This window comes from Methanomicrobiales archaeon HGW-Methanomicrobiales-1, assembly GCA_002839675.1.
GTDB lineage: Archaea > Halobacteriota > Methanomicrobia > Methanomicrobiales > Methanospirillaceae > Methanoregula.
This window is the reverse complement of sequence record PGYM01000002.1, coordinates 515,630-539,795: the sequence shown is the minus strand read 5'-3', so window position 1 is coordinate 539,795 and position 24,166 is coordinate 515,630. Positions and strand designations below refer to the sequence as shown.

Annotated in this window: 20 protein-coding genes; 9 read left to right on the top strand and 11 right to left on the bottom strand. The window is 53.3% G+C overall.

Annotated elements, in window-relative coordinates:
• Positions 1 to 111: 111 nt before the first annotated feature.
• Both CVV30_09025 and CVV30_09020 read left to right on the top strand, forming a co-directional pair.
• A complete protein-coding gene (locus CVV30_09025; protein PKL69790.1) occupies positions 112 to 1,509 on the top strand; it encodes a DNA polymerase II in 1,398 nt (465 codons plus the stop codon).
• 277 nt (positions 1,510 to 1,786) lie between these two features.
• Positions 1,787 to 3,625: a hypothetical protein gene (locus CVV30_09020; protein ID PKL69680.1), complete on the top strand. Its 1,839-nt coding sequence runs from the start codon at positions 1,787 to 1,789 to the stop codon at positions 3,623 to 3,625.
• Between the two features lie 139 nt (positions 3,626 to 3,764).
• On the opposite strand, the gene CVV30_09015 is transcribed toward CVV30_09020, so the two are convergent.
• Genes CVV30_09015 through CVV30_08990 form a run of 6 tightly spaced genes read right to left on the bottom strand, consistent with a single transcriptional unit; the run spans position 3,765 to position 8,871 of the window.
• Complete coding sequence (locus CVV30_09015; GenBank protein ID PKL69679.1) at positions 3,765 to 4,160, bottom strand: 4Fe-4S ferredoxin; 396 nt, start codon at positions 4,158 to 4,160, stop codon at positions 3,765 to 3,767.
• Between the two features lie 8 nt (positions 4,161 to 4,168).
• A complete protein-coding gene (locus CVV30_09010; GenBank protein PKL69678.1) occupies positions 4,169 to 5,248 on the bottom strand; it encodes an NADH-quinone oxidoreductase subunit D in 1,080 nt (359 codons plus the stop codon).
• Positions 5,233 to 5,610, bottom strand: coding sequence for an NADH dehydrogenase subunit (locus CVV30_09005; GenBank protein ID PKL69677.1), 378 nt, complete (start codon positions 5,608 to 5,610; stop codon positions 5,233 to 5,235). Before CVV30_09005 ends, CVV30_09010 begins: the two co-directional genes overlap by 16 nt.
• Positions 5,607 to 6,098, bottom strand: a complete 492-nt coding sequence (locus CVV30_09000) for an NADH:ubiquinone oxidoreductase (protein PKL69676.1) — start codon at positions 6,096 to 6,098, stop codon at positions 5,607 to 5,609. The genes CVV30_09005 and CVV30_09000 overlap by 4 nt, the downstream gene beginning before the upstream one ends.
• Positions 6,098 to 6,958 carry an Ech hydrogenase subunit EchB gene (locus CVV30_08995; GenBank protein PKL69675.1) on the bottom strand — a complete coding sequence of 287 codons (861 nt, stop codon included), beginning with the start codon at positions 6,956 to 6,958 and terminating at the stop codon, positions 6,098 to 6,100. Before CVV30_08995 ends, CVV30_09000 begins: the two co-directional genes overlap by 1 nt.
• Positions 6,955 to 8,871: an NADH-quinone oxidoreductase subunit L gene (locus CVV30_08990; protein PKL69674.1), complete on the bottom strand. Its 1,917-nt coding sequence runs from the start codon at positions 8,869 to 8,871 to the stop codon at positions 6,955 to 6,957. Before CVV30_08990 ends, CVV30_08995 begins: the two co-directional genes overlap by 4 nt.
• A gap of 488 nt (positions 8,872 to 9,359) precedes the next feature.
• Between CVV30_08990 and hppA the strand changes: the two genes are divergently transcribed.
• The gene (hppA, locus tag CVV30_08985; protein PKL69673.1) at positions 9,360 to 11,420 is read left to right on the top strand and encodes a sodium-translocating pyrophosphatase; all 2,061 of its coding nucleotides are present in this window, start codon (positions 9,360 to 9,362) and stop codon (positions 11,418 to 11,420) included.
• Positions 11,421 to 11,626: 206 nt separating this feature from the next.
• Here hppA and CVV30_08980 read toward each other — a convergent pair whose 3' ends face one another.
• Together CVV30_08980 and CVV30_08975 are read right to left on the bottom strand one after the other, a co-directional pair.
• Complete coding sequence (locus tag CVV30_08980) at positions 11,627 to 11,809, bottom strand: YHS domain-containing protein (GenBank protein ID PKL69672.1); 183 nt, start codon at positions 11,807 to 11,809, stop codon at positions 11,627 to 11,629.
• A gap of 298 nt (positions 11,810 to 12,107) precedes the next feature.
• The gene (locus CVV30_08975; protein ID PKL69671.1) at positions 12,108 to 15,590 is read right to left on the bottom strand and encodes a hypothetical protein; all 3,483 of its coding nucleotides are present in this window, start codon (positions 15,588 to 15,590) and stop codon (positions 12,108 to 12,110) included.
• 182 nt (positions 15,591 to 15,772) lie between these two features.
• On the opposite strand from CVV30_08975, the gene CVV30_08970 reads away from it, so the two are divergent.
• Positions 15,773 to 16,585, top strand: a complete 813-nt coding sequence (locus tag CVV30_08970; protein PKL69670.1) for a hypothetical protein — start codon at positions 15,773 to 15,775, stop codon at positions 16,583 to 16,585.
• A gap of 101 nt (positions 16,586 to 16,686) precedes the next feature.
• Here CVV30_08970 and CVV30_08965 read toward each other — a convergent pair whose 3' ends face one another.
• On the bottom strand, positions 16,687 to 17,487 hold the full coding sequence (locus CVV30_08965; protein PKL69669.1) for a hypothetical protein: 801 nt from the start codon (positions 17,485 to 17,487) through the stop codon (positions 16,687 to 16,689).
• Positions 17,488 to 17,580: 93 nt separating this feature from the next.
• Here CVV30_08965 and CVV30_08960 point away from each other — a divergent pair, with 93 nt between their 5' ends.
• Complete coding sequence (locus CVV30_08960; protein PKL69668.1) at positions 17,581 to 18,087, top strand: flavodoxin; 507 nt, start codon at positions 17,581 to 17,583, stop codon at positions 18,085 to 18,087.
• 56 nt (positions 18,088 to 18,143) lie between these two features.
• On the opposite strand, the gene CVV30_08955 is transcribed toward CVV30_08960, so the two are convergent.
• Positions 18,144 to 18,476, bottom strand: coding sequence for a hypothetical protein (locus CVV30_08955; protein PKL69667.1), 333 nt, complete (start codon positions 18,474 to 18,476; stop codon positions 18,144 to 18,146).
• Between the two features lie 452 nt (positions 18,477 to 18,928).
• Here CVV30_08955 and CVV30_08950 point away from each other — a divergent pair, with 452 nt between their 5' ends.
• From CVV30_08950 to CVV30_08935, 4 genes are all read left to right on the top strand, one after another.
• Entirely contained in the window at positions 18,929 to 20,611 is a 1,683-nt protein-coding gene (locus CVV30_08950; protein PKL69666.1) for a hypothetical protein, read from the top strand.
• A gap of 72 nt (positions 20,612 to 20,683) precedes the next feature.
• Positions 20,684 to 21,535, top strand: a complete 852-nt coding sequence (locus tag CVV30_08945; GenBank protein ID PKL69665.1) for a hypothetical protein — start codon at positions 20,684 to 20,686, stop codon at positions 21,533 to 21,535.
• Between the two features lie 331 nt (positions 21,536 to 21,866).
• On the top strand, positions 21,867 to 22,313 hold the full coding sequence (locus CVV30_08940; GenBank protein ID PKL69664.1) for a hypothetical protein: 447 nt from the start codon (positions 21,867 to 21,869) through the stop codon (positions 22,311 to 22,313).
• 35 nt (positions 22,314 to 22,348) lie between these two features.
• Complete coding sequence (locus tag CVV30_08935; protein PKL69663.1) at positions 22,349 to 23,407, top strand: hypothetical protein; 1,059 nt, start codon at positions 22,349 to 22,351, stop codon at positions 23,405 to 23,407.
• 84 nt (positions 23,408 to 23,491) lie between these two features.
• On the opposite strand, the gene CVV30_08930 is transcribed toward CVV30_08935, so the two are convergent.
• Positions 23,492 to 24,157, bottom strand: a complete 666-nt coding sequence (locus CVV30_08930; GenBank protein PKL69662.1) for a flavodoxin — start codon at positions 24,155 to 24,157, stop codon at positions 23,492 to 23,494.
• Positions 24,158 to 24,166 lie beyond the last annotated feature (9 nt).

Sequence of the window (24,166 nt, the reverse complement as noted above, 5' to 3'; positions counted from 1 at the left end):
TATGATAACGTGTGCGGGAAAGAGAAATAAATCCCCCGAAAAAGAGGTTGGTGGCATGTCCGGGATGACGCAATGGCATCCTATATTTTCTCAGTGGACGATATACTATCCATGCTCGATGTACAGCAGATCACGCTCGCTTTTTTAGAGGCACGGCTGCAGGTACATCCCGATGTGGTGCGGTACATCCTGGAGCAGGGTGAGCCCGAGCTGATCGGGCGCATCATTGCAGGAGTGCCGGACCATGCAATCGTGGTCTCGGCGCAACACATCCCCGGTATGAATGTTACCCGGGACGGAACCCGGTTTCTTACCGATCCTGCAGTAGAAGTGGTCAGCGGTTCTGCCGGGACATCAGGACCCATAAACGGTACCGGAGATTACCTCCATTATTTCCGCGACCGTTACACCCGGCTGGGGGGAATGATCCGGAGCCGGTGCAGCACTATGCCCATAGAGGCCCTGACGCGTTCCAACCGGTACCGGCAGGAAGAATGCACCATTATCGGTATGGTCACGGAAGTCAAAACCACGACCAACGGGCACCGGATCGCCGAGATCGAGGACATCTCGGCAAATATTCCCGTGCTCTTCAGGAAGGATCGCCCGGTCTTTTCCGATGCCGAGCGGATCATCCATGATGAAGTAATCGGGGTGAAGGGCAAACTCTCCAGCGACGGAAAACTTTTCTTTGCCGAGCTCCTCTACCGCCCGGATATCCGTATCGACAACACCCCGTTCAAGAGCGAAGAGCCGGGAAAGGCGGTTTTAATCTCTGATGTCCATGTGGGCAGTGACACTTTCCTGCAGGAGAGCTGGGACCGGTTCTCCGACTGGCTTGCGGATTCGGATTTTTCCTACCTCCTGATTGCCGGTGACCTTGTAGATGGTATCGGTATCTATCCCGGGCAGGAAAGCGAACTGACCATAAAAAACATCTACGAGCAGTACGAGGCGTTCGGCGCCATGATGCGCAAGCTTCCCTCGCGGATGAAGATCATTATATCGCCGGGCAACCACGATGTGGTCCGTGGCGCAGAGCCGCAACCGGTACTGCCGGATGCATTCATTAAAAATTTCCCCGACAACTGCGTGCTCGTCGAAAACCCGGCGCTGGTCAACCTGCAGGGCGTGCGGGTGCTGATGTATCACGGGCGATCGATCGATGACATGATCGGGCTGATCCCCGGGGCATCCTATGAGCAGAGCGGGCAGATGATGCAGGAGATGCTCCAGCGCCGCCACCTGGCACCGGCCTATGGGCGCAGGACACCCATTGCTGCAGGAAAGATCGACCGTATGATCATCGATCCGCTGCCCGAGATCCTGCATACCGGCCATGTCCATATCAAGGGCATCACGACCTACCGGGGCGTGCTCGGCATCAATGCCGGTACCTGGCAGTCCCAGACCAAGTTCCAGAAACAGATGAATGTGAACCCGACACCGGCACTGGCAGTTGTCGTCGATTTGCAAACGCTGATTCCTGAGACATTTTCATTCGCGTGAAAAACACTTTTTTGTGGAACTTTTTGGTTTCCGACAATTGCCCGGTAATCTGGACATTTACTGTAGTTTACTCCGTCAGTTTCGTGCCGGAATGGAATCAGGGGTTCCGTCTGAAATATGCAATGGGGCGGTAACTTCTCCAGCTTTAAAGCATGCAGGGCCTAAGGGCCAGTTTATAGTTCTCCTGACCCAGTGGTTACAAAATCACAACCCTCAAGTATTTTAATTCGCAATATCCGTGAATGGAACCCGGAGCAGGTGTACCAGGGGCTGACCGATGAACCGTGCCCGGTTCGAAGGTCGCGATCTTGTCTGGAATGTGGCGATCCTTGGAACGGCTGCGGCAGCACTCCTTGCCAACCTTGCAGGGCTTCTTTTCGGGATCTCAACGGGTCTCCCCCATCTTCTCTATATCCCGGTAGTTCTCGCAGCATACCAGTACCCGCGCCGGGGGGTCATTCTCGCCGGGTGCATCGGAGCGCTCTACCTCCTTATGGTCTTCCTTCTTGCCGGCTCATCATCGGCCATCCTTATCGAAGCAGTGTTGCGCACCGTTGTCATCATCGTGATCGGGTGGCTGGTTTCAACCCTTACCATCCGTATGAGGGAGCAGGAAGTACTCTACAAAACGCTCTTCGATCATTCGGAAGGAGGCAGCATCCTGATCGCCGATACCGGTAGCAAACGGATCATAGAGGAAGTCAACTGGAAGGCTGCTGCCCTCCTCCGCCAAAAAGCTGCAGATCTGAAAGGCAAGACTATTACAACGATCTGGAGCGGGGAGGAAGAGCAGGAATTTTTCAACCGGCTCACCAGTGAGGGAGCGGTATATGCCACAGAAACAAAATTCTCCCTGACGGATGAGAACCCGTTCATCGTGCTCGTCTCTGCTGCCTTGCTCCCCGGCGACCGGGCGATCCTCACCTTCTTCGATGTCACCAGCCGCGTCCACACTGAGCATGCCTTGAAAACGGCAAACGACAAACTCAGCATTCTCTCACGCTTTTCGGCGGAACACCTCCACCGTTCAGTTGACCAGATCATCGAGACTGTTGATGAGGCCGATGCCCGCTGCAGCGATACCGGGATACGCACGTATATCGAACGTATCCGGACGCTGGCATGGAACGTTGCCCGCCAGCTCTTCCTTACCGAATCCTACAAGGATCTCGGGACACTTCCGCCTGTCTGGATGAGCGTGCAGCGGACGCTTGACACCGCCCGCCTTCCTTCCGATGACGGTACGGTTTCGATCCGGTGCTGGGCAGGACGTCTCGAAGTTTATGCAGACCCGCTCTTTGCCGATGTCCTCACCCATCTCCTTGAAAATTCACTGCGGCATGGCGGCGGTGCAGTGAAGAACATTGTTGTCACGTATCACGAGACACCCGAAGGGCTTGACCTCTGTTTCAGAGATGATGGCACCGGGATTCCGACAGAAAAGAAAAAACAGATCTTCGAATATGATGCCGGGGGACACGCAGGAATCGGTCTTTTCATCTGCCGCCAGATTGTTGAAGTGACCGAGATGACCATACAGGAGACCGGGATCGAAGGCAGGGGTGCAGAATTCGTGATCCATGTCCCGCCCGGCGGGTACCGTATCGAGGGCTCCATCAATGAGGCACCACCCCTCCCCGTGTCATCTGTACCGGCACTGCATATCGCAAAACACAGTACGGGTGCATTCGTGAGGGAGTTGTTTTCTCTGGAATATTCCCTTGCAGAGGCACTCTGGACCGATTACCACAATACAAAGGCCGACCCGGGAACTGACCGGATATTTGCGGCCTTTCACGAGGGGCAGGCGGTTTCGGTTGCCCGGTGTAAACGGCACATCGACGGGTTTGAAGTGGACGGCGTGTTCACGCCGGTCAGCCAGCGGGGTCACGGGTACGCGAATGCCGTTGTCTGGGGACTTGTCGAAGCGTGCGGGCAGGATACGCTCTACATGCATTCGGTCTGGGGTCTCGCAAAGTTCTATGGCAATTTCGGGTTTGTCCCAATCGATGAGAAAGAACTCCCGCCCACCATACAGGAACGGTTCGCATGGGCAGAAGGGGAGATGGAAGGGGCAAACGTCCGTCCGATGAGACGCGATCCGACTCCCGTCTGAGTACAAAGGATCATGAAAAGGTTGTCCGGATCCTTGATATACCGACACGGGTTGATACATTTTTTGTGGCAATAGTGCCCGGTGTCCCGGAACAAAAAAGTGAAACGGGAAGCAATTTCCCGTCAGGGATTATTGAAAATTATTCTGGTGCCGGTTTTGCAACATCAGCTGCAACCGGTTCCTTCTTCTTTGGCCCTGCAACGGTGAACTTATCCTTGCCACCACGGGTGGTGAGCGCCTTGCGGTACTGCGTATCCATGGTAAGGCACTTGGTCGGGCAGACCTCGACGCATACGCTACAGACAACACACCGCATGTTATCGATCTCCCAGGTCTTCTCCTTGACCTCTACACAGATAGCCTGGGTCGGACACTTACGCTGGCAGAGCCGGCAGGTGATGCATTTCGTTGGATCGATTGTCACGTGTCCCCGGGAGAGGGGTGTCTTCTTGGCCGGTTTTGCCGGGTACATCAGGGTTGCCGGACGAGTGAAAAGACTTTTTAACACCGTTTTTGTCATCTGAAAAAATGTCATCGCTCAAATCACCTCTCCGCACAGCCGATACAGGGATCGATTGACAGGACAATCACCGGTACATCGGCAAGATCGCACCCTTTTAAGAGGGTGACAAGCGGGGGAATGTTCGTGAATGTCGGCGTCCTTACCCGGTGCCGGACAAGGTTCTTCTTCCCGTTGCCCTTGATGTAGTGGATAACCTCACCCCGTGGCTGCTCGGCCCGGGCAATGAATTCTCCATCCGGTGCACCGGTCACTTTCATGTCTACCGGCCCATCGGGGATCTTCCTTGCGCACTGTTCGATGATATCGATCGAAGTGAACAGCTCTTTTGCCCGCACAGCACAGCGGGCATAGCAGTCCCCTTCATACTCGACAACCGGTTTGAAATTGATCTTCCCGTAGGCTGAATAACCGGTCTCGCGGATATCAATTGAAAGACCACTGCCTCTTCCCACCGGGCCTACCGCACCGAGGTAATAGGCATCCTCTTTATTGAGCACGCCAACCCCGCACAGCCGGTGCTTGACCGAACTGTCATTTAAGAATACCTTCGTGAGGTCCTGCAGTTCATGCTCGATACCTCTCAGGCCTTTTACCATCTCATCCAGTTTTTCAGGAGAGATATCCTTCCGGACGCCGCCAACCTTGCAGACACCCTGGATAACCCTGCCACCGGTGGTTGCTTCGAGATCATCGAGGATATGTTCGCGGAGTCTCCAGGCGTTCATGAACAGGCTCTCAAAGCCCATACTGTCAGCAAAAAGTCCCAGCCAGAGCAGGTGCGAGTGCATCCTTGAATATTCCGACCAGATGGTCCTGAGGTACTCGGCCCGTTCAGGAACCTCGAGTCCCATGATCTGCTCAACACCCGTTACATAGGTCTGGCCATGGATGTGACTGCAGATACCACAGATCCGCTCTGCGATAAAGACGTACTCGGTGTATTCCCGTTTTTCCACCAGTTTCTCAAGACCGCGGTGGACGTACCCGATGGTCGGGATGACATCCACGACTTTCTCATCCTCCAGCACCAGATCGAGGTGGAGGGGCTCGGGAAGTACCGGGTGCTGGGGTCCGAACGGGACGGTTATTTGTTTTGACATGGGTCGTCCTCCTTGACAATGGTCACGCTGAAAGGATGCTTGATGGCCGTCTTGTAGAACGTGCCCTTGAAATCGATATTGATTCCCGTTACGTGAATACCATACAGGTCGTGAATCTCATTCTCGTATACAAACGCACCAAAGTACACGCCGCTGATGCTGGGAATTTCAGCATCCTGTTTTACGGTAATTCGGTAGTTTGTCAGTTTGTAGTCCTTATCATACGTGTAGATGATCTCGAAGTTTTCCTCGATCTTCGTGCACCCGATCTGGACGAGCCGGTTACCCTCTTTCTTTGCCCGTTCCGCAGTTGTAACAACCTCACCGACACTGATCGGGAGAATCGTTTGTGGTTCCATCATTGTGCACCTCCTTCCGCATGATTATGGTGTTCTATATGAGCATGGTCAGAAACCGTGGGGGAACTCACCTGTTTGCTCCGTTTCTCTTCAAGAATGCCCAGCGCAGTGACAATCCCGTCGATGATTGACTCGGGGCGTGCTGCACACCCGGGCACATAGACATCAACCGGTATGAGTTTGTCGATACCACCGGCTACATTGTAACATTCCCGGAATACTCCACCGGAGCATGCGCAGATACCAACGGCAACAACCACCTTCGGATCCGGCATCTGGTTGTAGATGTTCTGGATGATATCCCGGTTCTGTTCATTGATCGAGCCGGTCACAACAAAGATATCCGCATGTTTCGGGTTACCGGTATTGATGATACCGAACCGCTCGACATCGTACATCGGCGTAAGACAGGCAAGGATCTCGATATCGCAGCCATTGCAGCTCGATGCATCGTAGTGGATGATCCACGGGGATTTTGCAAGATAGGTCATCATAAACCTCCCCAACCGAAGTAGAGTGCAGCCAGGTTGACCACACCCACGACTGCGGCAATCAGCCATGAGCTCTTCACCGCAAGCTGCCACTTGACACGGGCATTTGTGTTATCGACCAGGATCTCTAACAGGTAGACAATGATGACGGCTGCTACACCAATCAATGGGTTGAACCCGAAGAAGAGGTAGACAAATCCGAGTAAAAAAACCGTTTCGTACCAGTGGCAGATCTCAATGAGGCCCAGTGAAGGCCCGGAAAACTCTGTAGTAACGCCTTTTACAATTTCCTGGTGTGCATGGTGCGATGTCGAGATATCGAACGGCGATTTGCGCAATTTGATGGTCAGCACGTAGAGGAACCCAAGGAAAATACCAGGGATGAGAAGGACAACCGGTGTCGTGGTTGTTGCGATATCGCTGACATTGAAGCTCTTTGTTGCGACAAACATGCCCACTGCTGCCAGGATCACCATGGGTTCATAGGCCATGATCTGGAGCAGTTCCCGTTCCGCCCCCACATAACTGTAAGGGGAATTAGCCGCAAATGCGCCCAGTACGAGGAAGATCTGCGCCAGGGTGAGTGCAAAGATGACCAGCAGCAGATCCCCACCGGCAAAGAACAGCGCTCCGGTAAATATCATAAAGATGGTATAACAGATCGCATAGAAGATCTGCGTCTCGTTTACAACCTCCTGTTCTTTTTCGAAGAGTTTGCCTACATCGTAGAATGACTGAAAGATTGAGGGGCCGACCCTGCCCTGCATGTGAGCAGTGATCTTCCGGTCAATACCTGCAACCAGTCCACCGACAACAGGTGCTACAAGGACAAAGACAATTGCCCAGATAATATCGATCACAGGATCACCCCCTGCAACGCGGTTGCAACAAACATGATACCGATGAGTGCTGAACAGAGCCAGATCCCTGCGGTTTTGAGTTTCATTTCACCGAAATACTCCGTGAGATAATAGCTCGAGAGCACCGTCTTTTTCTGGACCCCTAATGATCCGGAGAACCGCATATCATGCGTGGTGGTTCTGCCACTCATATAAGGTGAAACATGCCGGTGTTTTCTCGTGGGGATCAGGATGCTCAACGGCAGGATAACCAGGAGCATAAGCATCATCATCATGATAATGATATTGTCCTGCGACAACTGGGCTACGTGACCATAGTTCTCCATGAGGAAGGGCTCAAGAAGTTTTGTCGAGAGCAGCGGGAAGACCAGCGTGGTAATGAGCGAGAGCCCGGCAAGCGATACCAGGGCCGCCCACTCGCTGTGATCAACCTCTCCTTCGATGTTCTTACCATCTGACGTGACAGCAATGATCTTGCCCATCCATTTGGCCCAGAAGAAAAGCGTCATGGCGCTGCCAAAGACGAGGATGATGACAAATACAAAACCATACGGGGCATCCATAAATGCCCGTATTGCCGCCCACTTGGAGATCAGCATACCAAACGGTGCAAGGAACATACCGGCCATACCGATCACCATCATGGCAGCAATCTTTGGCATCCGCACGATGAGCCCGTTCATATCATCGATCTCGCGGCTCTTGATCCGGTGCTCGACCGTCCCGACCGAGAGGAAGAGCAGGGACTTGGAGATCGCATGGAAGACAATTAAGAGAATTGCGGCCCAGATCGCCTCATAGGTCCCGATACCGGCGCAGGCAACGATGAGACCCAGGTTAGCTATTGTTGAGTAGGCGAGCACCCGTTTTGCATTACTCTGCGATATGGCAATGCCGGATGCGATAAGGAAGGTAAGCGCTCCCACCATCGCAATAAGATATCCGGTAAAGGTGGACTGGAATATGGGGGCAAGTCTGACAATAATATAGACCCCGGCCTTTACCATGGTGCTGGAGTGGAGGAGTGCCGAGACCGGTGTTGGCGCCACCATTGCCCCTACAAGCCACGAGGAGAATGGCAGCTGGGCTGCCTTGGTGAGACCGGCGAACCCAATGAGAGCTGCCGGGATGAGCGCAATTATCTTTCCGGAAGCGAGCAGTTCGTCCAGACCCATGATACCATTGCCGAACATGGCAAGGTAGACAATGGCCACGGCAAATGCAATACCGCCAAGCAGGTTCATCCAAAGGGCCAAGAAGGCGTTATTGGTAGCTTCTTCGGTCTTTGTGTACCCGATCAGCAGGAATGAACAGAGGGTAGTGACTTCCCAGAAGAAATAGACCCAGAGGAGATTATTGGAAAAGACCAGCCCGAACATGGCTGCGATGAAGACAAACATGACTGCAAAGAACCAGGGTCTCCGGTCCGGCATCTCCGGGTGGTGTTCATGGAAGAACTTCATGTAGCCCAGCGAATACACGCAGATGAGACTGCCGATGATACCGATAATGAGTGCCAGGATATTGGAGAATTCATCGATGAACAGGTTCGACTGCACATGGATCGCATGGGCATACACCAGTTCGAAGTAGAGCATCACTGCGGACTGGATAATAATGAGCGCCACAACGAGCCACTTCTTGTGCACGATACCGAGATACAGGATCGCAAGAGCAATCAGCATCTCGAGGATGAACATGATCATGCCGGTCGGTTCTGCCGGGATGCCAGAGACCATAAGGCCCCCCTTATCATAGGTCGATATCAACAGGTAGACACTGACAATCCCAATCGTCAGTGCAGACAGTTTCACAATCCAGGCGCGATCTAAGTCTCTTTTTGCCAGAAACAAAAAGAACGCGGCGATGAGCGGAAACAGGATGAGAAATATTAACAGCTGCGCAAGTTGCACCAGATACCCTCCTTCAATGAATATGAGAATTTATCATTATTAATCATAGTGAATTGTGCACGGCAGGCAGGTACCGGAAAACCAGCGTAATTTCTTAAAATTGTGAGAAATTTTCCGGATAAACACAGAAATAAGGGAGAAAACCCTGAAAATCGGGCCAAAATGGGTAAAAAATCAGGAATTTTGAGAATTTTTGTTCCTGGCGGTGTAAAACCAGAAGTGGTGCAGAGCCGGAAGAAATAATAAAAGTTTAATGCTCAAAAAAAGCACTAATAATCTCTTAGGATGGGTTGTGGAAAAAATCGGGTTATCCCGGGGGCCGTTGCGCCATCCTTTGGTTCCAAAACAAGAGCAGGTTACTGCTCGACACCAGTATATTCTACCTGATGTTTCGGGGAACATCCACTCATCCTGTTGCTGATGCTGTGCGGTACAGCGGCACGGGTGCATGGGAGAAAAAGTTCCTTCAACCGCAGGGAGGTCATTGAATGATCGACTTTGTATTACTCATCGTAATTGCGATATGTATCATCGCACTGGGACTCGCAGCAATCCTGACGCGTAACCTCCTCTCACAGGATGAGGGAACGCCCAAGATGCGCGAAGTTGCCGATGCGATTCGGGTGGGTGCAGAAGCATTCATCAAGCGCCAGTATTCGACTATCGCCGTGCTCGCCGTCGTGGCTGCCGTTGTGATCTTTGCTATTTATTACCTCACCAACCAACAGGCGATTGCCCTCGCTACGGCCGCGGCATTCATCGTTGGTGCAGCCTGCAGTGCGGTTGCCGGTGTCGTCGCCATGTGGATTGCCGTAAGGACCAACATCCGCACAGCATCCGCGGCCCAGACCAGTGACGGGAAGGCACTTGACTTCTCATTCCGCGGCGGGGCCATCTCAGGTCTGATCATCACCTCGATGTCACTCCTCGGGGTCTCGCTGACGTATATCGCTCTCGGTGCAGACCCGCAGACAACTCCGTTCGTCATCATCGGGTTCGCGTTTGGTGCCTCGTTCGTGGCACTCTTCGCCCAGCTCGGTGGCGGTATCTACACGAAAGCCGCTGATGTCGGCGCAGACATTGTCGGCAAAGTCGAGGCCGGTATCCCTGAAGACGATGTCCGGAACCCGGCCACCATTGCAGACCTTGTCGGTGACAATGTCGGTGACTGTGCAGGCCGTGGCGCTGACCTCTTCGAGTCCACTGCAGCCGAGAACATCGGTGCAATGATCCTCGGTGTCGCGCTCTTCCCGATCTTCGGTGTCAACGGGATTCTTTTCCCCATCGTCATGTGTTCGCTCGGTCTCCTCGCGAGCATGATCGGTATCCTTTCCGTCAAGGGTGTCGATGGTGCCGACCCGATGGACGCCATGAACCGCGGATACTATATCACCGCCCTCATCTCAGCAGTCTTCCTCGCTGGCGGAGTCTATTACCTCCTCGGTGCAACACCCGGCTGGATATACTTCGTCCTTGCAGGTTTCGTGGGTATTGCCCTTTCCGTAGCCTTCCTCAGGGTCACCCTCTACTACACCGACCACCACTACCGGCCAGTGCAGGATATCGCTGACGCCTCTGAAACCGGAGCAGGAACTAACATCATCATGGGATTCTCGGTCGGTCTTGAGACCACCGCGATTCCGGCAGTCCTTATCGGAGTTTCCCTCCTCGCTTCGTACTGGTGCGGGCTCCAGACCGGTATCCCCCAGGGCGGTCTCTACGGTACTGCCGTTGCAACCATCGGTATGCTGATGGTCTGCGCCTACGTCCTTACCATGGACACCTTCGGCCCAATTGCCGACAATGCCGGCGGTATCGTCGAGATGAGCCAGGCCCCTGACGCAGTCAGGCACCGCATGGACAAGCTCGATGCAGCCGGCAACACCACAAAGGCACTTACCAAAGGGTATGCCATCGGCAGTGCATCCCTCGCGGTATTCCTGCTTTTCAACGCCTACATGGCCGACATTTCCAAGCTCACCGGCAAGGCATTCGATGTTGTCAACCTGGCAAACGTAAACGTCTTTGTCGGAGCACTCATCGGCGCAATGCTCGTCTTCCTCTTTGCAAGCCTCGCCATCCGTGCAGTCTCCAAGACTGCGCAATATGTTATCGAAGAGGTCCGCATCCAGTTCAGGGACCCCGGTATCATGGCAGGAACCAAAAAGCCCGACTATGCCCGTGTCATTGATATCACGACCCAGGGTGCGCTGAAGAACATGATTCTTCCCGGCGCCCTTGTGATCCTGTTCCCCATTATCATCGGTGTCACCATGAAGTACGAAGCCCTCGCTGGTTTCCTCATGGTAGCAACCATCACCGGTATCCTCATGGCACTCATCCTCAACAACAGCGGTGGTGCATGGGACAATGCCAAGAAATACATCGAGACCGGTGTCCATGGCGGCAAGAAGAGCGAGGCTCACAAGGCAGCCGTTATCGGTGATACCGTCGGCGATCCGTTCAAGGACACCGCCGGCCCGTCACTCCACGTGCTCATCAAGCTCCTTGCTACCCTGACGCTCGTGCTCGCGCCACTCTTCATTTAAAAATATTTTTTTTCTGTTTTTGAGGGTATCTTATCCCTGCGCCAAACAAAATACCGCACCTGCTGGTTTTTCAGAGGTTCGGGTTTACCGTTCCTTGCCCCGGGGTGGAAACGATACGAAGAGAGAACACCCGATGTATCGGGGATAATGTTCAACAAGCAATGATGTAAAAAAGATCAGGGGACCGGTCGCCCGGTCATCCCCGGTTATCTCACTTCTTTCAGGTTGACACTGATATCATTGGAGATCCGGCTGTATCGCTTCGGATTCTCGTCAAACTGTTTCTTGCACCAGTTACAGCAGAAGTAATATTTCTGATCTTTATAGGTGCTGGAGAACTTTGCATCTTCTTCATTGAATATCATAAGACAGACAGGATCAGTCGGCATAGCGTTTTACCTCGTTAGTATTAACATCGGGTTTATTTCCTTTAAGTGTTATCGCATTTTGTTTCATCCAATTCCGTTCTCATATGTTGGTAAATGGCATCCGGAGATTTTGGTTGCACATGCCCGGTAAGAGGGTTTAACGATCAGAGTACGTCTTGAGGTGGAGAAGCGCACGCACGGCATCATCGACTGGATTTCCGAATATCTACAGGGCAAACCCGTGATACTGTCAAAGAAAATAATCAGGGGAATGCAGATGATCCGGAAGTACGGGAGGGTACATCCGGATTTTTACTTGTTATTTATTTAAGGATTCCCGGTACATTTGCGCCGGAACCCGGATCTCGAAACGGGCCCCTTTGCCGGGTTCACCGGTCTCATTGATCGTGAGACCGGTAATCGACAGGACCTCCCATACGAGATATAACCCGAGACCGGTATGTTTGCCATACCCCTTCTGGAAAATATTTTTCTTATAAGCAGGGCTGATTCCATCCCCGTCATCTTCGATAATAAGGGTAAAAAACCCGGGTGTCTTTTTCCCATGTACACGTATCTGGGTCATTTTACCGCCGTGCATGACCGCGTTTTCGAAAAGGTGGTAAAAAACCGTTTTGAGGAGGGGGTCTGCAAATACTTCAACACCGGCCAGTTTTTCGTCGATTGCCACCTGGGAAAAGCCATTATTCTGGCAGACGATCATGGCAGTCAGCGAGATATCCTGCCACAGGGGTTTCTGCATGCCGAGATCCTGGTAATGCTGGGTAAACGAGATCTGGCTGCGGATCACTTCACTCGCCTGTGTTGCTTTTAAGATCCACTCCCGGGTCATGGAATCCGCGGTTTTTCCTTCGATCAATCCACAGTATCCCTGGAGCACGGTCAGCTGGTTGAGGATATCATGCCGGGTGATGCTGGAGAGCAGGTTGAGCTTGATATTTACCTCGTTCAACGCATATTCCGTACGTTTGCGGTCAGTGATGTCCCTTCCCACGGACTGGTATTCCGTTAACACACCCTTTTCATTAAAAATCGCCCGCTCTGACCACTGCTGCCACCGCACTTCCCCGGTTGACATGACGATGCGGTGTTCAATCATATGCACCGGGCAGTCCGGGCTGAATGAGGCAAAATGGGCCTTCAGGAGAGTATGGTCTTCCGGGGGGACATCCGGGATAAAATGCTGGTCGATAATATCTTCACGGCTTTTCCCGAAATAACGGCAGTAGGCATCGTTGACAAAGAGATGGGTTCCATCCGGAGCAAACCGGCAGATCAGCTCGGTCTGGTCCTCCACTACGTTCCGGTACCGCTCTTCACTGAAACGAAGCTGCTGCTCGCCCCGGGCAAGCTCTTCATAGTTCGATCGTAGCTCCTCTTCGGTTGCGGTCAGCTGCTCATATGCGGCGTGCAGTTCTGTCTGGCTTTTGCCGAGTTCATCATAGTTCTGGCGCAGTTCCTCTTCGGTCGCGGTCAGCTGCTCGTACGCAGCATGCAGCTCTTCATTCGTGCGCCTTAGGATTTCTTCAGCGGTAATCTTATCGGTGGTGTCCCTTCCCACGGACTGGTATTCGATGATCCGGCCATCCGTGTCAAAAATCGCCCGATCGCTCCAGCGCTGCCACCGTACTTCCCCGGTTGGCATGACGATCCGGTGTTCAACTATGCTGGAGGGGTGTTCCGTTGTGAACGACGAAAAGTGCTCTTTCATCAGCGGTTTGTCTTCAGGAGGCACAACCACTGTGTGAGGTTTTTCAAGACAGGCTTTTTTATCGAGGCCAAAATAGCGGCAGTAGGCATCGTTAACAAACGTGAGCCGGCCGTCAGGAGTAAACCGGCAGATGAACTCGGTCTGGTCCTCCACCACGTCCCGGTACCGTTCTTCACTGAGCCTAAGCTCCTGTTCGCCCCGGCTGAGCTCTTCATAATTTGACCGCAGCTCTTCTTCAACTGCGGTCAGCTGCTCGTACGCAGCATGCAGCTCCTCATTCATGCGCCTCAGGGTTTCTTCAGCGGTGATCTTATCAGTGGTATCCCTGCCCACGGACTGGTACTCAATGATTCGACCTTCAGTGTCAAAGATCGCCCGATCGCTCCAGCGCTGCCAACGCACTTCCCCGGTCGACATGACGATCCGGTGTTCGATAATGCTGGAGGAATGTTCCGGTGTGAACGCGGAGAGATGCTGTTTCATTTGTGGCACATCTTCCGGGGGAATGACGACCGTGTGCCGACGACCTACACAGGAATCCTTATCGAGGCCAAAATAGCGGCAGTAGGCATCGTTGACAAACGTGAGCCGACCGTCAGGAGTGAACCGGCAGATGAATTCGGTCTGATCCTCGACAACATCCCGGTACCGTTCTTCACTAAGCCTAAGCTCCTGCTCGTTCCGGCTGAGTTCTTCAAAGTTTGACCGCAACTCCTCTTCGATCGCGGTCAGCTGTTCGTAAGCGGCATTCAGTGTCTCGTTCGTGCGCCTCAGGTTTTCTTCAGCAGTGATCTTGTCAGTCGTGTCCCTTCCCACGGACTGGTATTCGATAATTCGGCCATCCGTGTCAAAGATCGCCCGATCGCTCCAGCGCTGCCACCGTACTTCCCCGGTCGGCATGACAATCCGGTGTTCGACGACGCTGGAGGAGTGTTCCGGGGTGAACGACGAGAAGTGCTCTTTTATCAGCTGCTTGTCTTCGGGGGGCAGAACAACCGTGTGGGGTTTTTCAAGGCAGGCATCTTTATCGAGGCCAAAATAACGGCAGTAGGCATCATTGACAAACGTGAGCCGACCGTCAGGAGTGAACCGGCAGATGAACTCGGTCTGGTCCTCGACCACGTCCCGGTACCGCTCCTCGCTGAGCCTGAGCTGCTGCTCGCCCCGGCTGAGCTCTTCATAGTTTGACCGCAACTCCTCTTCGACTGCGGTCAGCTGTTCGTAGGCAGCATGCAGCTCATCGTTCGTACACTTCAGTTTCTCTTCGGCTTCTTTGCGTTCCGTCACGTCGCGGATAGCCTCGATCGCCCCGATGATGCTGCCATTGGTATCATACAGGGGAGATACCGTGATCCCGATGTGGGCTCCTTTCCCATCGTACAGGCACGGACTCCAGATCTCGGTCATGAGCTTGTCCCCGGTTCTTTTCAGGAAAGGGTACTTTTTCTCAATGCTCCAGTCGTTATTCAGGACCAGATCAACCAGAATTGGGCGTTTCTCCCCGTAAAACGGGACTGCATAGGAATAATCCCCGGTCCCCAGGATTGCCGCCTTGGATATGCCGGTCATCTCCTCGATCATCTTGTTCCAGGCAATCACCTTGTTCTCGAGGTTGACAGCAAACGTTGCATCGGGGAGGAAATTGATGATATCCAATACGCGCTGCTCCGATTCCTTTAACGCATCATGGGTCCGTTTCCGGTCAATGGCGTTTTTTACCTTATGCTCGAGTTCAGCAAACTGCGCTTTCTGTTCTCCGCCTTTCTGGAGATAGAAATCCGCCCCGCAGTTCAATGCTTCGATGACAATCTCTTCCCGGCCCCTGCCGGTGAACAGAATAAACGGGATATCATGGTGTTTCGAGCGGAGATGCTGGAGAAATTCGATGCCCGACATGTCAGGCATCTGGTAATCCGAAATGATCGCATCGAATTTCTTGAATTTTATCTTGTCGAGTGCATCTTCGACCGTGGTTGCGGTTTCGACGGAGAGATGCCCTGACATTTCAAGGAATTCTTTACCGAGATCCAGAAGCGCAGGTTCATCATCGACATAAAGAATGTTTGACATATAATTCTCAATAGGAAAGTAGAATGTATTTTTTTGTTTAAATAAATTGATCGATTTGAACTTCTCTTATTAAAATTTGTTTTATCTGAATAGAACGGCTCTGGAACGATCTAATGAGAAATCAGACCAAAAGGTAACAGTATAGCGGGCAGTCATTTATTATCCGGCGCCGGATATTACTCATGGATCCGCAGGAGCATATCCTCATCATCAGCGCAGGGGACCGCATCCATACAACCTATCCTGCGGTTCTCAAGGATCTCCGGACCGTCACGCACACATTCATCTTTGCCGAAAAAGAGGTCTATACCAACTCGGCGCGGGATGACAATAAGAAAAGAATGTGGAAGTGCGCCATCCGCGAAGCGGTTGATGACGTAAACGCCCAGTCCCTTGCCCGGCAGATTTCCTGTGCTCTGGTCTGCATCGATGCGGCAACGTTTGACGCGATTCGCGACCCGGTGCTGGGGATATTCAGCGAGCATACGGGTGCCCGGTATTCATTCGACATCTCTGCCGGGTCAAAACGCCTCTCCCTGGGCCTGTTCTCGATGTCGCTCTGGGTCGGGGGTGACGCTTTTTATGCATTCGGCAATTCCCCCCCGCGAAGAGTGCCGGTGCCTTCCCTGCCCACGAGAAACCTGGCGGCCAACCCGCACTACCTCGTGATCCTCACCATCCTCTTCCGGGGACAGGAACACGGAAAGAAGGCAAATACCCTGGTGCCGAAAGAGACGCTGTTCAACGAGACAAAGGCCTGGCAGCTCCCGATCAGGGATACGGAGGAGGGATCCACCGGGCAGGAACTATCTCCCGTTGCTTTTTCGCGGCTCATCGCGTCCCTGATCGAATGGAACCTGATCCAGGAAGAGACCGATCCGGGTAATGATCAGGAAAAACTGTACCGCATCACCCCGGATGGCGAGCTCGCGTTATTCGTCTATTCCGCACGAGTGAGGAAACGGCATGCCCGGAAAACCCCGGAACTTACCTGATTCATACCCTGATGGAATACGGTATGGGATCGATCCGGATGCCGACAGGGTGTGCCAGGTAAAAAACGGGATAATTGAGAAAAAATTACCGGAACCAGCGGTTACTTCCCCTTCAGGACCCGCTCGTCTTCTGCGATCCACAGGTTCAGTTTCCGGATGCCTTCCTCGATATCCTTGATCCGGGCTTCGGTATCTGCGAGCTGGGCCTTTGCCGCGGTCACCTTCTCGGGGATCTCGCAGGTCCTGAGAAATGCAAGGATATGGGCCCTGCCGATCTGGAAGTTCTCCAATGCACTCGCTGCTTTCTCGTGCCGTTCATAATTGGCCTCGAGATTCTTCCGGACTCGCGACTCGGTCTCCGACTGCTGCCGGGGCTTTCCTGCCTTTACCGATCCCCAGGCCGTATCATGGGTCTTCCTGATCTTCTGGATCTGGTCGAAACAGGTCTTCTTGTGTTTTGCCAGCATCTCGTGCTTGTATTTTCCCAGCAGGTCACCGGCATTTTTGAGAGCCTGCCCCCGTTCCACCAGATCATGGAGCTCAAGGTCCGTGGTATTGGCGGGAAGCTGTGCCAGTTCCGTCAGCTTCGTAATTTCATCCACATGCCCCTGCGACAGGGATTCCAGCGAACCGTACTCGGTTTTTTGTTTCTCTTTTACTTCCCAGCACAGCGTATTGAATTGTTTCCAGAGCAGGTCGCGATCGCTCTGGGCGAGCGGTTTTAACTCTTTGAACAACGCGGTCGTTAGCTTTGCCTGGTTCCAGAAATCCTGATATTTGGTAATGATCGGGCGGTTCTCCCGGATAGGACCTGTTAACGACGACAGTTTTTCGATCTCTGCTGCCAGGTGTTCTGCATTTTTATGAGCATTTTTCAGCCAGGGATCGTCTTCAGGTTTCATAGAATTTCTCTATGTTGACTTGCGATTTATGGTCTTATTTGTTTCTGCCCGGTTTTAATACCCGTCCTGACTTAGTACCCGGCAGGAACAATCATGGATGCACGAATACTTGTTGCCTATGCATCGCGGAACGGATCAACTGCAGAGATTGCGCAGGCGATAGGAAAAGAACTGGCAGCCGCAGGACTCGCAGTTGATGTCGCCGGGATCAAGACCATTTCAACGCTCGCGGGATACACCGCGGTCGTGGTAGGCGGGCCGCTCTATATGGGGAGTGTCGATGGCGCTGTGGGAAAATTTATCGGGAGATATCACGAGCAGCTCCAGAACCTGCCGGTTGCTGCCTTTGCCGTCGGGCTTGCGCCAAAGAACCCGGATCCCGGTGCCGTTGAGATGGCAATGGGTGCCCTGAAAAAATCCCTTGGACCCCTCACCCCCGTATCATCTGCCCTGTTTGCCGGTAAACTGGATCCGGCAAAGGTTAACTTTGTGATGCGGAAGTTCCTGGCAATGGCAAAGATCCCGAGCGGTGATTTCCGCGACTGGGATGCGATTGCCGCATGGGCGAGGGAGCTGCCGGAAAAGCTGCACCGGGGGTGATGGATCCTTTGACCTGTTGCTTTGAATCGCAGGGTTAAAAAAGGGGTATCGGGAAGTTACTGGAGATTGAATTCCTCTGCCTCTTTTGAGAGGAAATATCCCAGTACGGTCCGGATCACGACAATCACCGCAAGGTTGATCAGATCCTGCTGGCTGGGGGAAAGCAGGGTAGCAAGAATGTCGGCTGCGATGAGAAATTCGAGCCCGAATACGATCTTGTCCGTGAATTCACGACGGATCTGGTTATAGGTAAACGCCGGTTTTAAGAGTCCCAGCGATACGACCTTTATGACTGCCCGGAATCCCCCGTAGATGATGAGAGCGGCCCCTATAATCCCAAGAGCTATCCCGCACAGGTTGATCACCGGATAAATGACCGGAATTTCCATACACAGACAACGATCGCGATACGACTTGAATGTTGGGTTCCTGCCCGGGCTGTATACTTTTTTTAAGGCAAACCATTAAGCCACCGGATATTTCAGTGTGGTACAGAAATGCCACCCACCATCCGCAAGGACTGCCCCTGCCCGAAAAAAACCTGCGAGCGGTATACGCTGTGCGATGAGTGCGAGGCAGTCCACGTGGTAAAAGGCGGGCTGCCATTTTGCAGGAGGCCGAAAAGGAGTTTCTGGGGAAGGATCCGTAAGTTTCTCGGCATGAGGAAGTGACGGCCATTCACCTTCGTTGGTGAAAGATTGACGTTCACTCCCGATATCTGCGTGCAATTATTAGTAAAAAGGGATGTTCGGGACAAATATTCATAACGTCACAGGAAAAATACGCATAACTCATTTTGTTCAGATGTTCGGTGGGTTAACACCGGGCGGAGCGTGATACTATGTGGATCCCCGATATCAGGACTCTTTTTCTTATCTTATTCCTCGTCAACGTTGTCCTCACGCTGATGCTCTTTACCTTCTGGAAGACCCAGAAGACCTATCATGGGGTCAGGACATGGGTGCTCAGCCTGCTGGTTACGTCCTGCGGGTATTTCCTGTACCTGCTCGAAGGAGCCGTGCCCGTTCTGTTCGCTTCAACGGTGGCAAATCTTTTGATCGCGCTCTCGGTCATGATGCGGCTTGATAGTACCGGGAGATATTTCCGGTCAAGGACACTCCCTGCAATCGTGTACGGTGCGCTGATACCGGCCGCATTCCTGTTGTTCTATTTTATGATCTGTGTCGATTCGGTTGTCATGCGTGGCATGATTATAGGGTTGCTCATTGTTCCCTGCTTTATTGCAATCTCCCTCATAGCGATACGGTCCAGAGAACCAGAAACCCGGTTGATCAGGTACAGCTTTGCCATGGCTTTCTTAGTCACGGCACTCCTCTGGACCGCGATAGTAGTCAACGGGCTAGTTACTCCCGGGGACCATTCGCTGGGAGGTCCGGATCCCATAAATCCTGTCTTCTTTATCGTCACTATCCTCATGGATATCGTCGCCACGGGTTCTTTTATGATGCTCAATATGGCCCGGACCCAGACCGAGCTCCGGCAAAGCGAGGAGCAGTACCGGAACCTTTCAGACAACCTCCCTGATTATATTCTCGTCCACGACCGGAAGATCATCCGGTACGCCAACCCGGCAGCGACCCGGCTCATGCGACCATCCCGGGAGACCCTTGTCGGGCAACCCATCAGTTCCTTCCTGACCGGTTCAGGCGCTGAGGTTTTCCAGGAGTTCTCCGATGGAGCACCGGGCGGAGCATCCCCAACCCCCCTCCGCGAAATCGCGATCCAGCTCCAGGACGGCACCACCCGGTACTGCATGATCAAGACCGTCCGGATTGAGGAGAAGGGGGCCCCGTCGTTCTTATCCGTGATCACCGATATCACCGATCGGAAGTTGGCAGAAGATACCCTTTCCCGGGTGAATAAAAAACTCACGATCCTCTCATCCATAACCCGGCACGACATCAAGAACCAGCTCATGGCCCTTTCAGCCTACCTCGAACTCTCGGGGTCTTCCCTTGACAATATTCCCGAAGCCACTGAATATCTCCGGAAAGAGCGGGAGGTTGCTGATGCGATCGGGCGCCAGATCGATTTTACGAGAATCTACGAGGACATGGGAACAACTGCTCCCACCTGGCAGAATCTCGATGCAAGTGTCCGAAGGGCTGTAGCTGCCCTGCCCATACGGGACGTGGGAGTGGAGGTCGACCGGAAGGACCTCTCGATCTATGGTGACCCCTTGTTCGAGAAGGTCTTTTACAACCTGATCGATAATGCCCTGAAATATGGCGGGGATGCCATGACGAAGATCCACATCTCCTGCCATGAAACCGAAAAGGGGCTTGTCATTACCTGCGAGGATAACGGGATCGGTATCCCCAGCGAAGATAAACAACGCCTTTTCGAGCGGGGGTTCGGGAAGAATACCGGCCTCGGCCTTTTCCTCTCCCGCGAGATCCTCTCCATTACCGGCATCACGATCACGGAGACCGGTGAGCCGGGGAAAGGCGCACGGTTCGAGATACTGGTACCGAAAGGGGCGTACCGGTTTACGCTCTCATAATGCCGGCAGGAGCGCCGGGATTTCCTTTGTTTTGTCCAGCAGGCATTTATCATTTAACCCCGGACGCTGATCATGGCCCGGCAGGAACACGTCCACATCGTCACCGCAGGAGAGAATATCTTCCCGGCATTTGCTGCAACCGTCCGGGACAACCCGGATATCACGCATGTGTACGTGTTTGCCGATATCGAACTCTATTCCAACAGCACCCGGGACGGGGAAGAAATCCGGAAACAGAAGGATATCGCACGGGAGGCGGTGAACCAGGTCAGGACACTCGCGGCATCGCTGAAGATTCCTGCCCCGCTGGTGTATGTCAGCCCCCCGGCAGATGCCACCGCCCGCGACGCACTCCTGAAGATCAGAAAGGAGCACCCGGACGCACGGTTCTCGTTCGACCTTTCAGCCGGCTCTAAGGACATGTGCATGGCCCTGTTCGCGCTCTCGCTCTGGGTGCAGGGAGATGCGTATTACACGTTTGCAGAACGAAAGGGCGAAGCAACAGCCGCAAAACTCGCGGTGCCAAAAACCCCGGCAGAGACGGTGGCAGCAAACCCCAACTATATCAAAATCCTCCAGATGCTGTACAACACCCCGGGGAAACAGGATCACCCGGTTCGGGTCGTGCCCCGCTCGTATCTCTTCACCCAGCTCTCGGTATCCTATATCCCGGTGCGGAAGAAGGGCGTGAAGGTTGCCGAGAACACGATGGGCAAAACTAATCTGTATACCGGGAAGATGGCGGTGATGCACAAGCTCAGCCAGGGGACCTTTGCAAATATTCTCAGGACCATGGTCGCATTGGATCTGGTCCATGAATACCCGAATCCGGACAGCAACCGGAAGGAAAATTACTACACCATTACTCCATCAGGAGCCCTGGCTTTGCAGCTCGCAGAGATCAAACCGCGAAAACGCGAGTAGCATGTACATGTGATAATAGCATGTACATGCTACAATCACATGTACATGTGACAATAATCGCTTTGCTCACGCCGGAGTCTTTTTGGGAGGGGATGGGGGTACCCCCTCCTGGACATGAGAGGGGGAGTGGCTCATTTTTCACGCGAGGGGCTGGGACCCCCATGGGGGGTCCCCCAATATTCTGATAGGGGGGGTCCTCTCATGTGCGATCCGGAGAGAATGCAGACATTGGACCTGCACCGTTTCCCGGACCTGTTCTTTTCTCTTCCTGTTTGCCGGTCCGGCAACTATTCTAAAAACTTTTATATAGTCAATATGCATACGTTGACATATGCTTCTGCCCATGAACGACAAACAGTTCGGATTCTGGAAGATGCGGCGCAGCGGAACCCCGAATATCACTATTGCCAACCTGCTGGGCATCTCCCGGCAGGCTGTGTCCAAGGCACTTCAGGTCATGGACGAGAAGATCGAAGTTGCACTCCGGGAGATGGCGCACGCGAACCAGATCGCGATAGAAAAGATCAACGCGGAGCGGGGGATCCTGATCGGGCGCTCGATACCTTTCCAGACGCCGGCAATCATCTTCGTTTCCGACAAGCACGGGATGCAGGTCTGGTACGAGCATGACGGTAACTGCGGTGAATGCCAGCGGTATACCGAATGCATCGAGCTGCTCTGGGATTATGCAACCGAGCTCGGCATCCGGATTGAGAAAACAGCAGACCCGACAAAAATGGCGGAAGAATTGTTTACAAAAGTGAAGGCGATGGTATGACATTAGCACGTATAGGAGAAATTGTTCACCAATGGATGGGCTGGTGCCCGAATGCACCGGTCCTGCGCACAGCAGCGACGGTGCTCTCAACACCGCCGGTTACCGTAAACCCTCTGGAACCCGAAGGCGGGGCGGGAGGATCGGGACGAATCGGCCGGGGGATCCAAGTCGCAACGGGGAGCCTGAAAACGCTGGCCAGGAACAAACAGCTGCTCTGGTTCTCGCTCCTGACCGGTCTTGTCATGCTGTTCATGATCGCTGCGTTCTTTTCCCTCATGGTGTACGGAACGTATCCCTACCCGGCGATTGCTTATCCCCTCTGGCTTGCCCTGGTATTTTCAATCCAGTTGATCACGGTCTTCTGCCTGTACTTCCTGCTGGCCGGCCTGATCCTGAGCATCTCATCGGGATCTTCGGGTCAGATGATATCTTTCCGTAAAGGATTGTCTGACGCCCGGAGTCATATGCGATCGATCGCGGGCTGGTCGGTTGGCATGGCTCTCCTGGGAACTGCCCTCCTGGCAGCCATCGAACTCAGGTATGCTGATTCCGTATTCATCACGATATCCTCGATTATTGGCCAGTTCCCCTTTTACTTCGTCCTCAGGCCGGAAGTACTCGGCCCGGGCCCGATACCGTCGGTGGTCAACCCCTTATCAGCCGCCACCTTCACCATCGCGGCAATGATAATTAATGTTGTTTTCTTCATCCTCACCCTGTTCGTTGTCCCGGTCCTGGTTCTCGAAAACAAGCGCCTGCCCGATGCTGTCGCGGAATCCTTCTCGCTCGTAAAAAAGGTCTGGGGAGAGATTGTTGCCTGCCTCCTTGTTTTCGGCCTGATTGTAATCGGAATTTCGCTGTCCTCCCTTATCTTCCGCGTAGCCTATGGGGTCGTTTCTTTTGATGACCTGTTTTTCTGGTACCAGGGGGGATGGATCGCCAGTGCCGCCCTGTATATCCTCGTGTGGTGTACCGTAACGGTCATCTGTTCGACCGCCGTGGGTGTCTCACTCTTCGGCCTGTATTCCTATGCAAAGAGTGGCCGGATGCCCGGAATGTTTGAAGGTGAGCGGGGGGCCCGGGGACCTGAATGACAATCACGAGGATTTCAGAGATTGTCCGCGGCTGGTTGGGCTGGTGCCCGAACGTACATGCACAGGTACGCACTGCAACCCTGATTAACTCCGGGTTACCTCTTTTCCGGCCTGCACAAGCCGTGCTCCCAGCTCAAACGCCCGTTTGCAGTCCTGCGGGAAAACAGTCTTCCGCCGCTCTTTTCGCTCTTCCGGGTCGAAATAATTGAAAACGACCTTATCGTAGTCCTCGAACTGGAGCGTCTCACAGGAGAAGAATGATTCAGCGTTCCCGAACGTGCGATTGAGGATGCTCTCATTCAGCCCGGTATGCACGGTGTAATGGAAATCTTTCATCTGCTGTTCTGAGACGTTCATCGTGTACACGAACGCGGTCCGGATCTTCCCGTTGAAAATGGATGACGGAGGGTTGGTGTACGCAAGGTACGGAAAAAGGAGCCGCTCCATAAAACAGCGCATCTCCCCGGTGACGGTGCCGAAATAGATCGGGGAGCCGAGGACGAGTGCATCTGCATCCTGTATCTGTTCGAGCACCGGGGTCAGCCCGTCCTGCATGGCACATTTCCCGTAGCTCTTCCCGCCTTTCAGTTTGCACGCAAAACAGCTTGTACATCCCTTAAAATCGAGATCATAGAGATGGATCAGTTCTGTTTCCGCACCTGTGGATGCAGCGCCATCGAGGGCGTTCTGCAGCAGCATCGCAGTATTCCACGTTTTCCGTGGGCTTCCGTTGATTGCAAGTACTTTCATGTTTGTATT

Coding starts and splice junctions, on each gene's coding strand:
- CVV30_08930 (PKL69662.1), bottom strand. CDS start 24,157: ATGAAAGTACTTGCAATCAACGGAAGCCCACGGAAAACGTGGAATACT.
- CVV30_08970 (PKL69670.1), top strand. CDS start 15,773: ATGGATCCGCAGGAGCATATCCTCATCATCAGCGCAGGGGACCGCATC.
- CVV30_08950 (PKL69666.1), top strand. CDS start 18,929: ATGTGGATCCCCGATATCAGGACTCTTTTTCTTATCTTATTCCTCGTC.
- CVV30_08940 (PKL69664.1), top strand. CDS start 21,867: ATGCTTCTGCCCATGAACGACAAACAGTTCGGATTCTGGAAGATGCGG.
- CVV30_08945 (PKL69665.1), top strand. CDS start 20,684: ATGGCCCGGCAGGAACACGTCCACATCGTCACCGCAGGAGAGAATATC.
- CVV30_09010 (PKL69678.1), bottom strand. CDS start 5,248: ATGTCAAAACAAATAACCGTCCCGTTCGGACCCCAGCACCCGGTACTT.
- CVV30_08955 (PKL69667.1), bottom strand. CDS start 18,476: ATGGAAATTCCGGTCATTTATCCGGTGATCAACCTGTGCGGGATAGCT.
- CVV30_08975 (PKL69671.1), bottom strand. CDS start 15,590: ATGTCAAACATTCTTTATGTCGATGATGAACCTGCGCTTCTGGATCTC.
- hppA (PKL69673.1), top strand. CDS start 9,360: ATGATCGACTTTGTATTACTCATCGTAATTGCGATATGTATCATCGCA.
- CVV30_09000 (PKL69676.1), bottom strand. CDS start 6,098: ATGACCTATCTTGCAAAATCCCCGTGGATCATCCACTACGATGCATCG.
- CVV30_09015 (PKL69679.1), bottom strand. CDS start 4,160: ATGACATTTTTTCAGATGACAAAAACGGTGTTAAAAAGTCTTTTCACT.
- CVV30_08965 (PKL69669.1), bottom strand. CDS start 17,487: ATGAAACCTGAAGACGATCCCTGGCTGAAAAATGCTCATAAAAATGCA.
- CVV30_08935 (PKL69663.1), top strand. CDS start 22,349: ATGGGCTGGTGCCCGAATGCACCGGTCCTGCGCACAGCAGCGACGGTG.
- CVV30_08960 (PKL69668.1), top strand. CDS start 17,581: ATGGATGCACGAATACTTGTTGCCTATGCATCGCGGAACGGATCAACT.
- CVV30_08980 (PKL69672.1), bottom strand. CDS start 11,809: ATGCCGACTGATCCTGTCTGTCTTATGATATTCAATGAAGAAGATGCA.
- CVV30_09025 (PKL69790.1), top strand. CDS start 112: ATGCTCGATGTACAGCAGATCACGCTCGCTTTTTTAGAGGCACGGCTG.
- CVV30_09020 (PKL69680.1), top strand. CDS start 1,787: ATGAACCGTGCCCGGTTCGAAGGTCGCGATCTTGTCTGGAATGTGGCG.
- CVV30_09005 (PKL69677.1), bottom strand. CDS start 5,610: ATGATGGAACCACAAACGATTCTCCCGATCAGTGTCGGTGAGGTTGTT.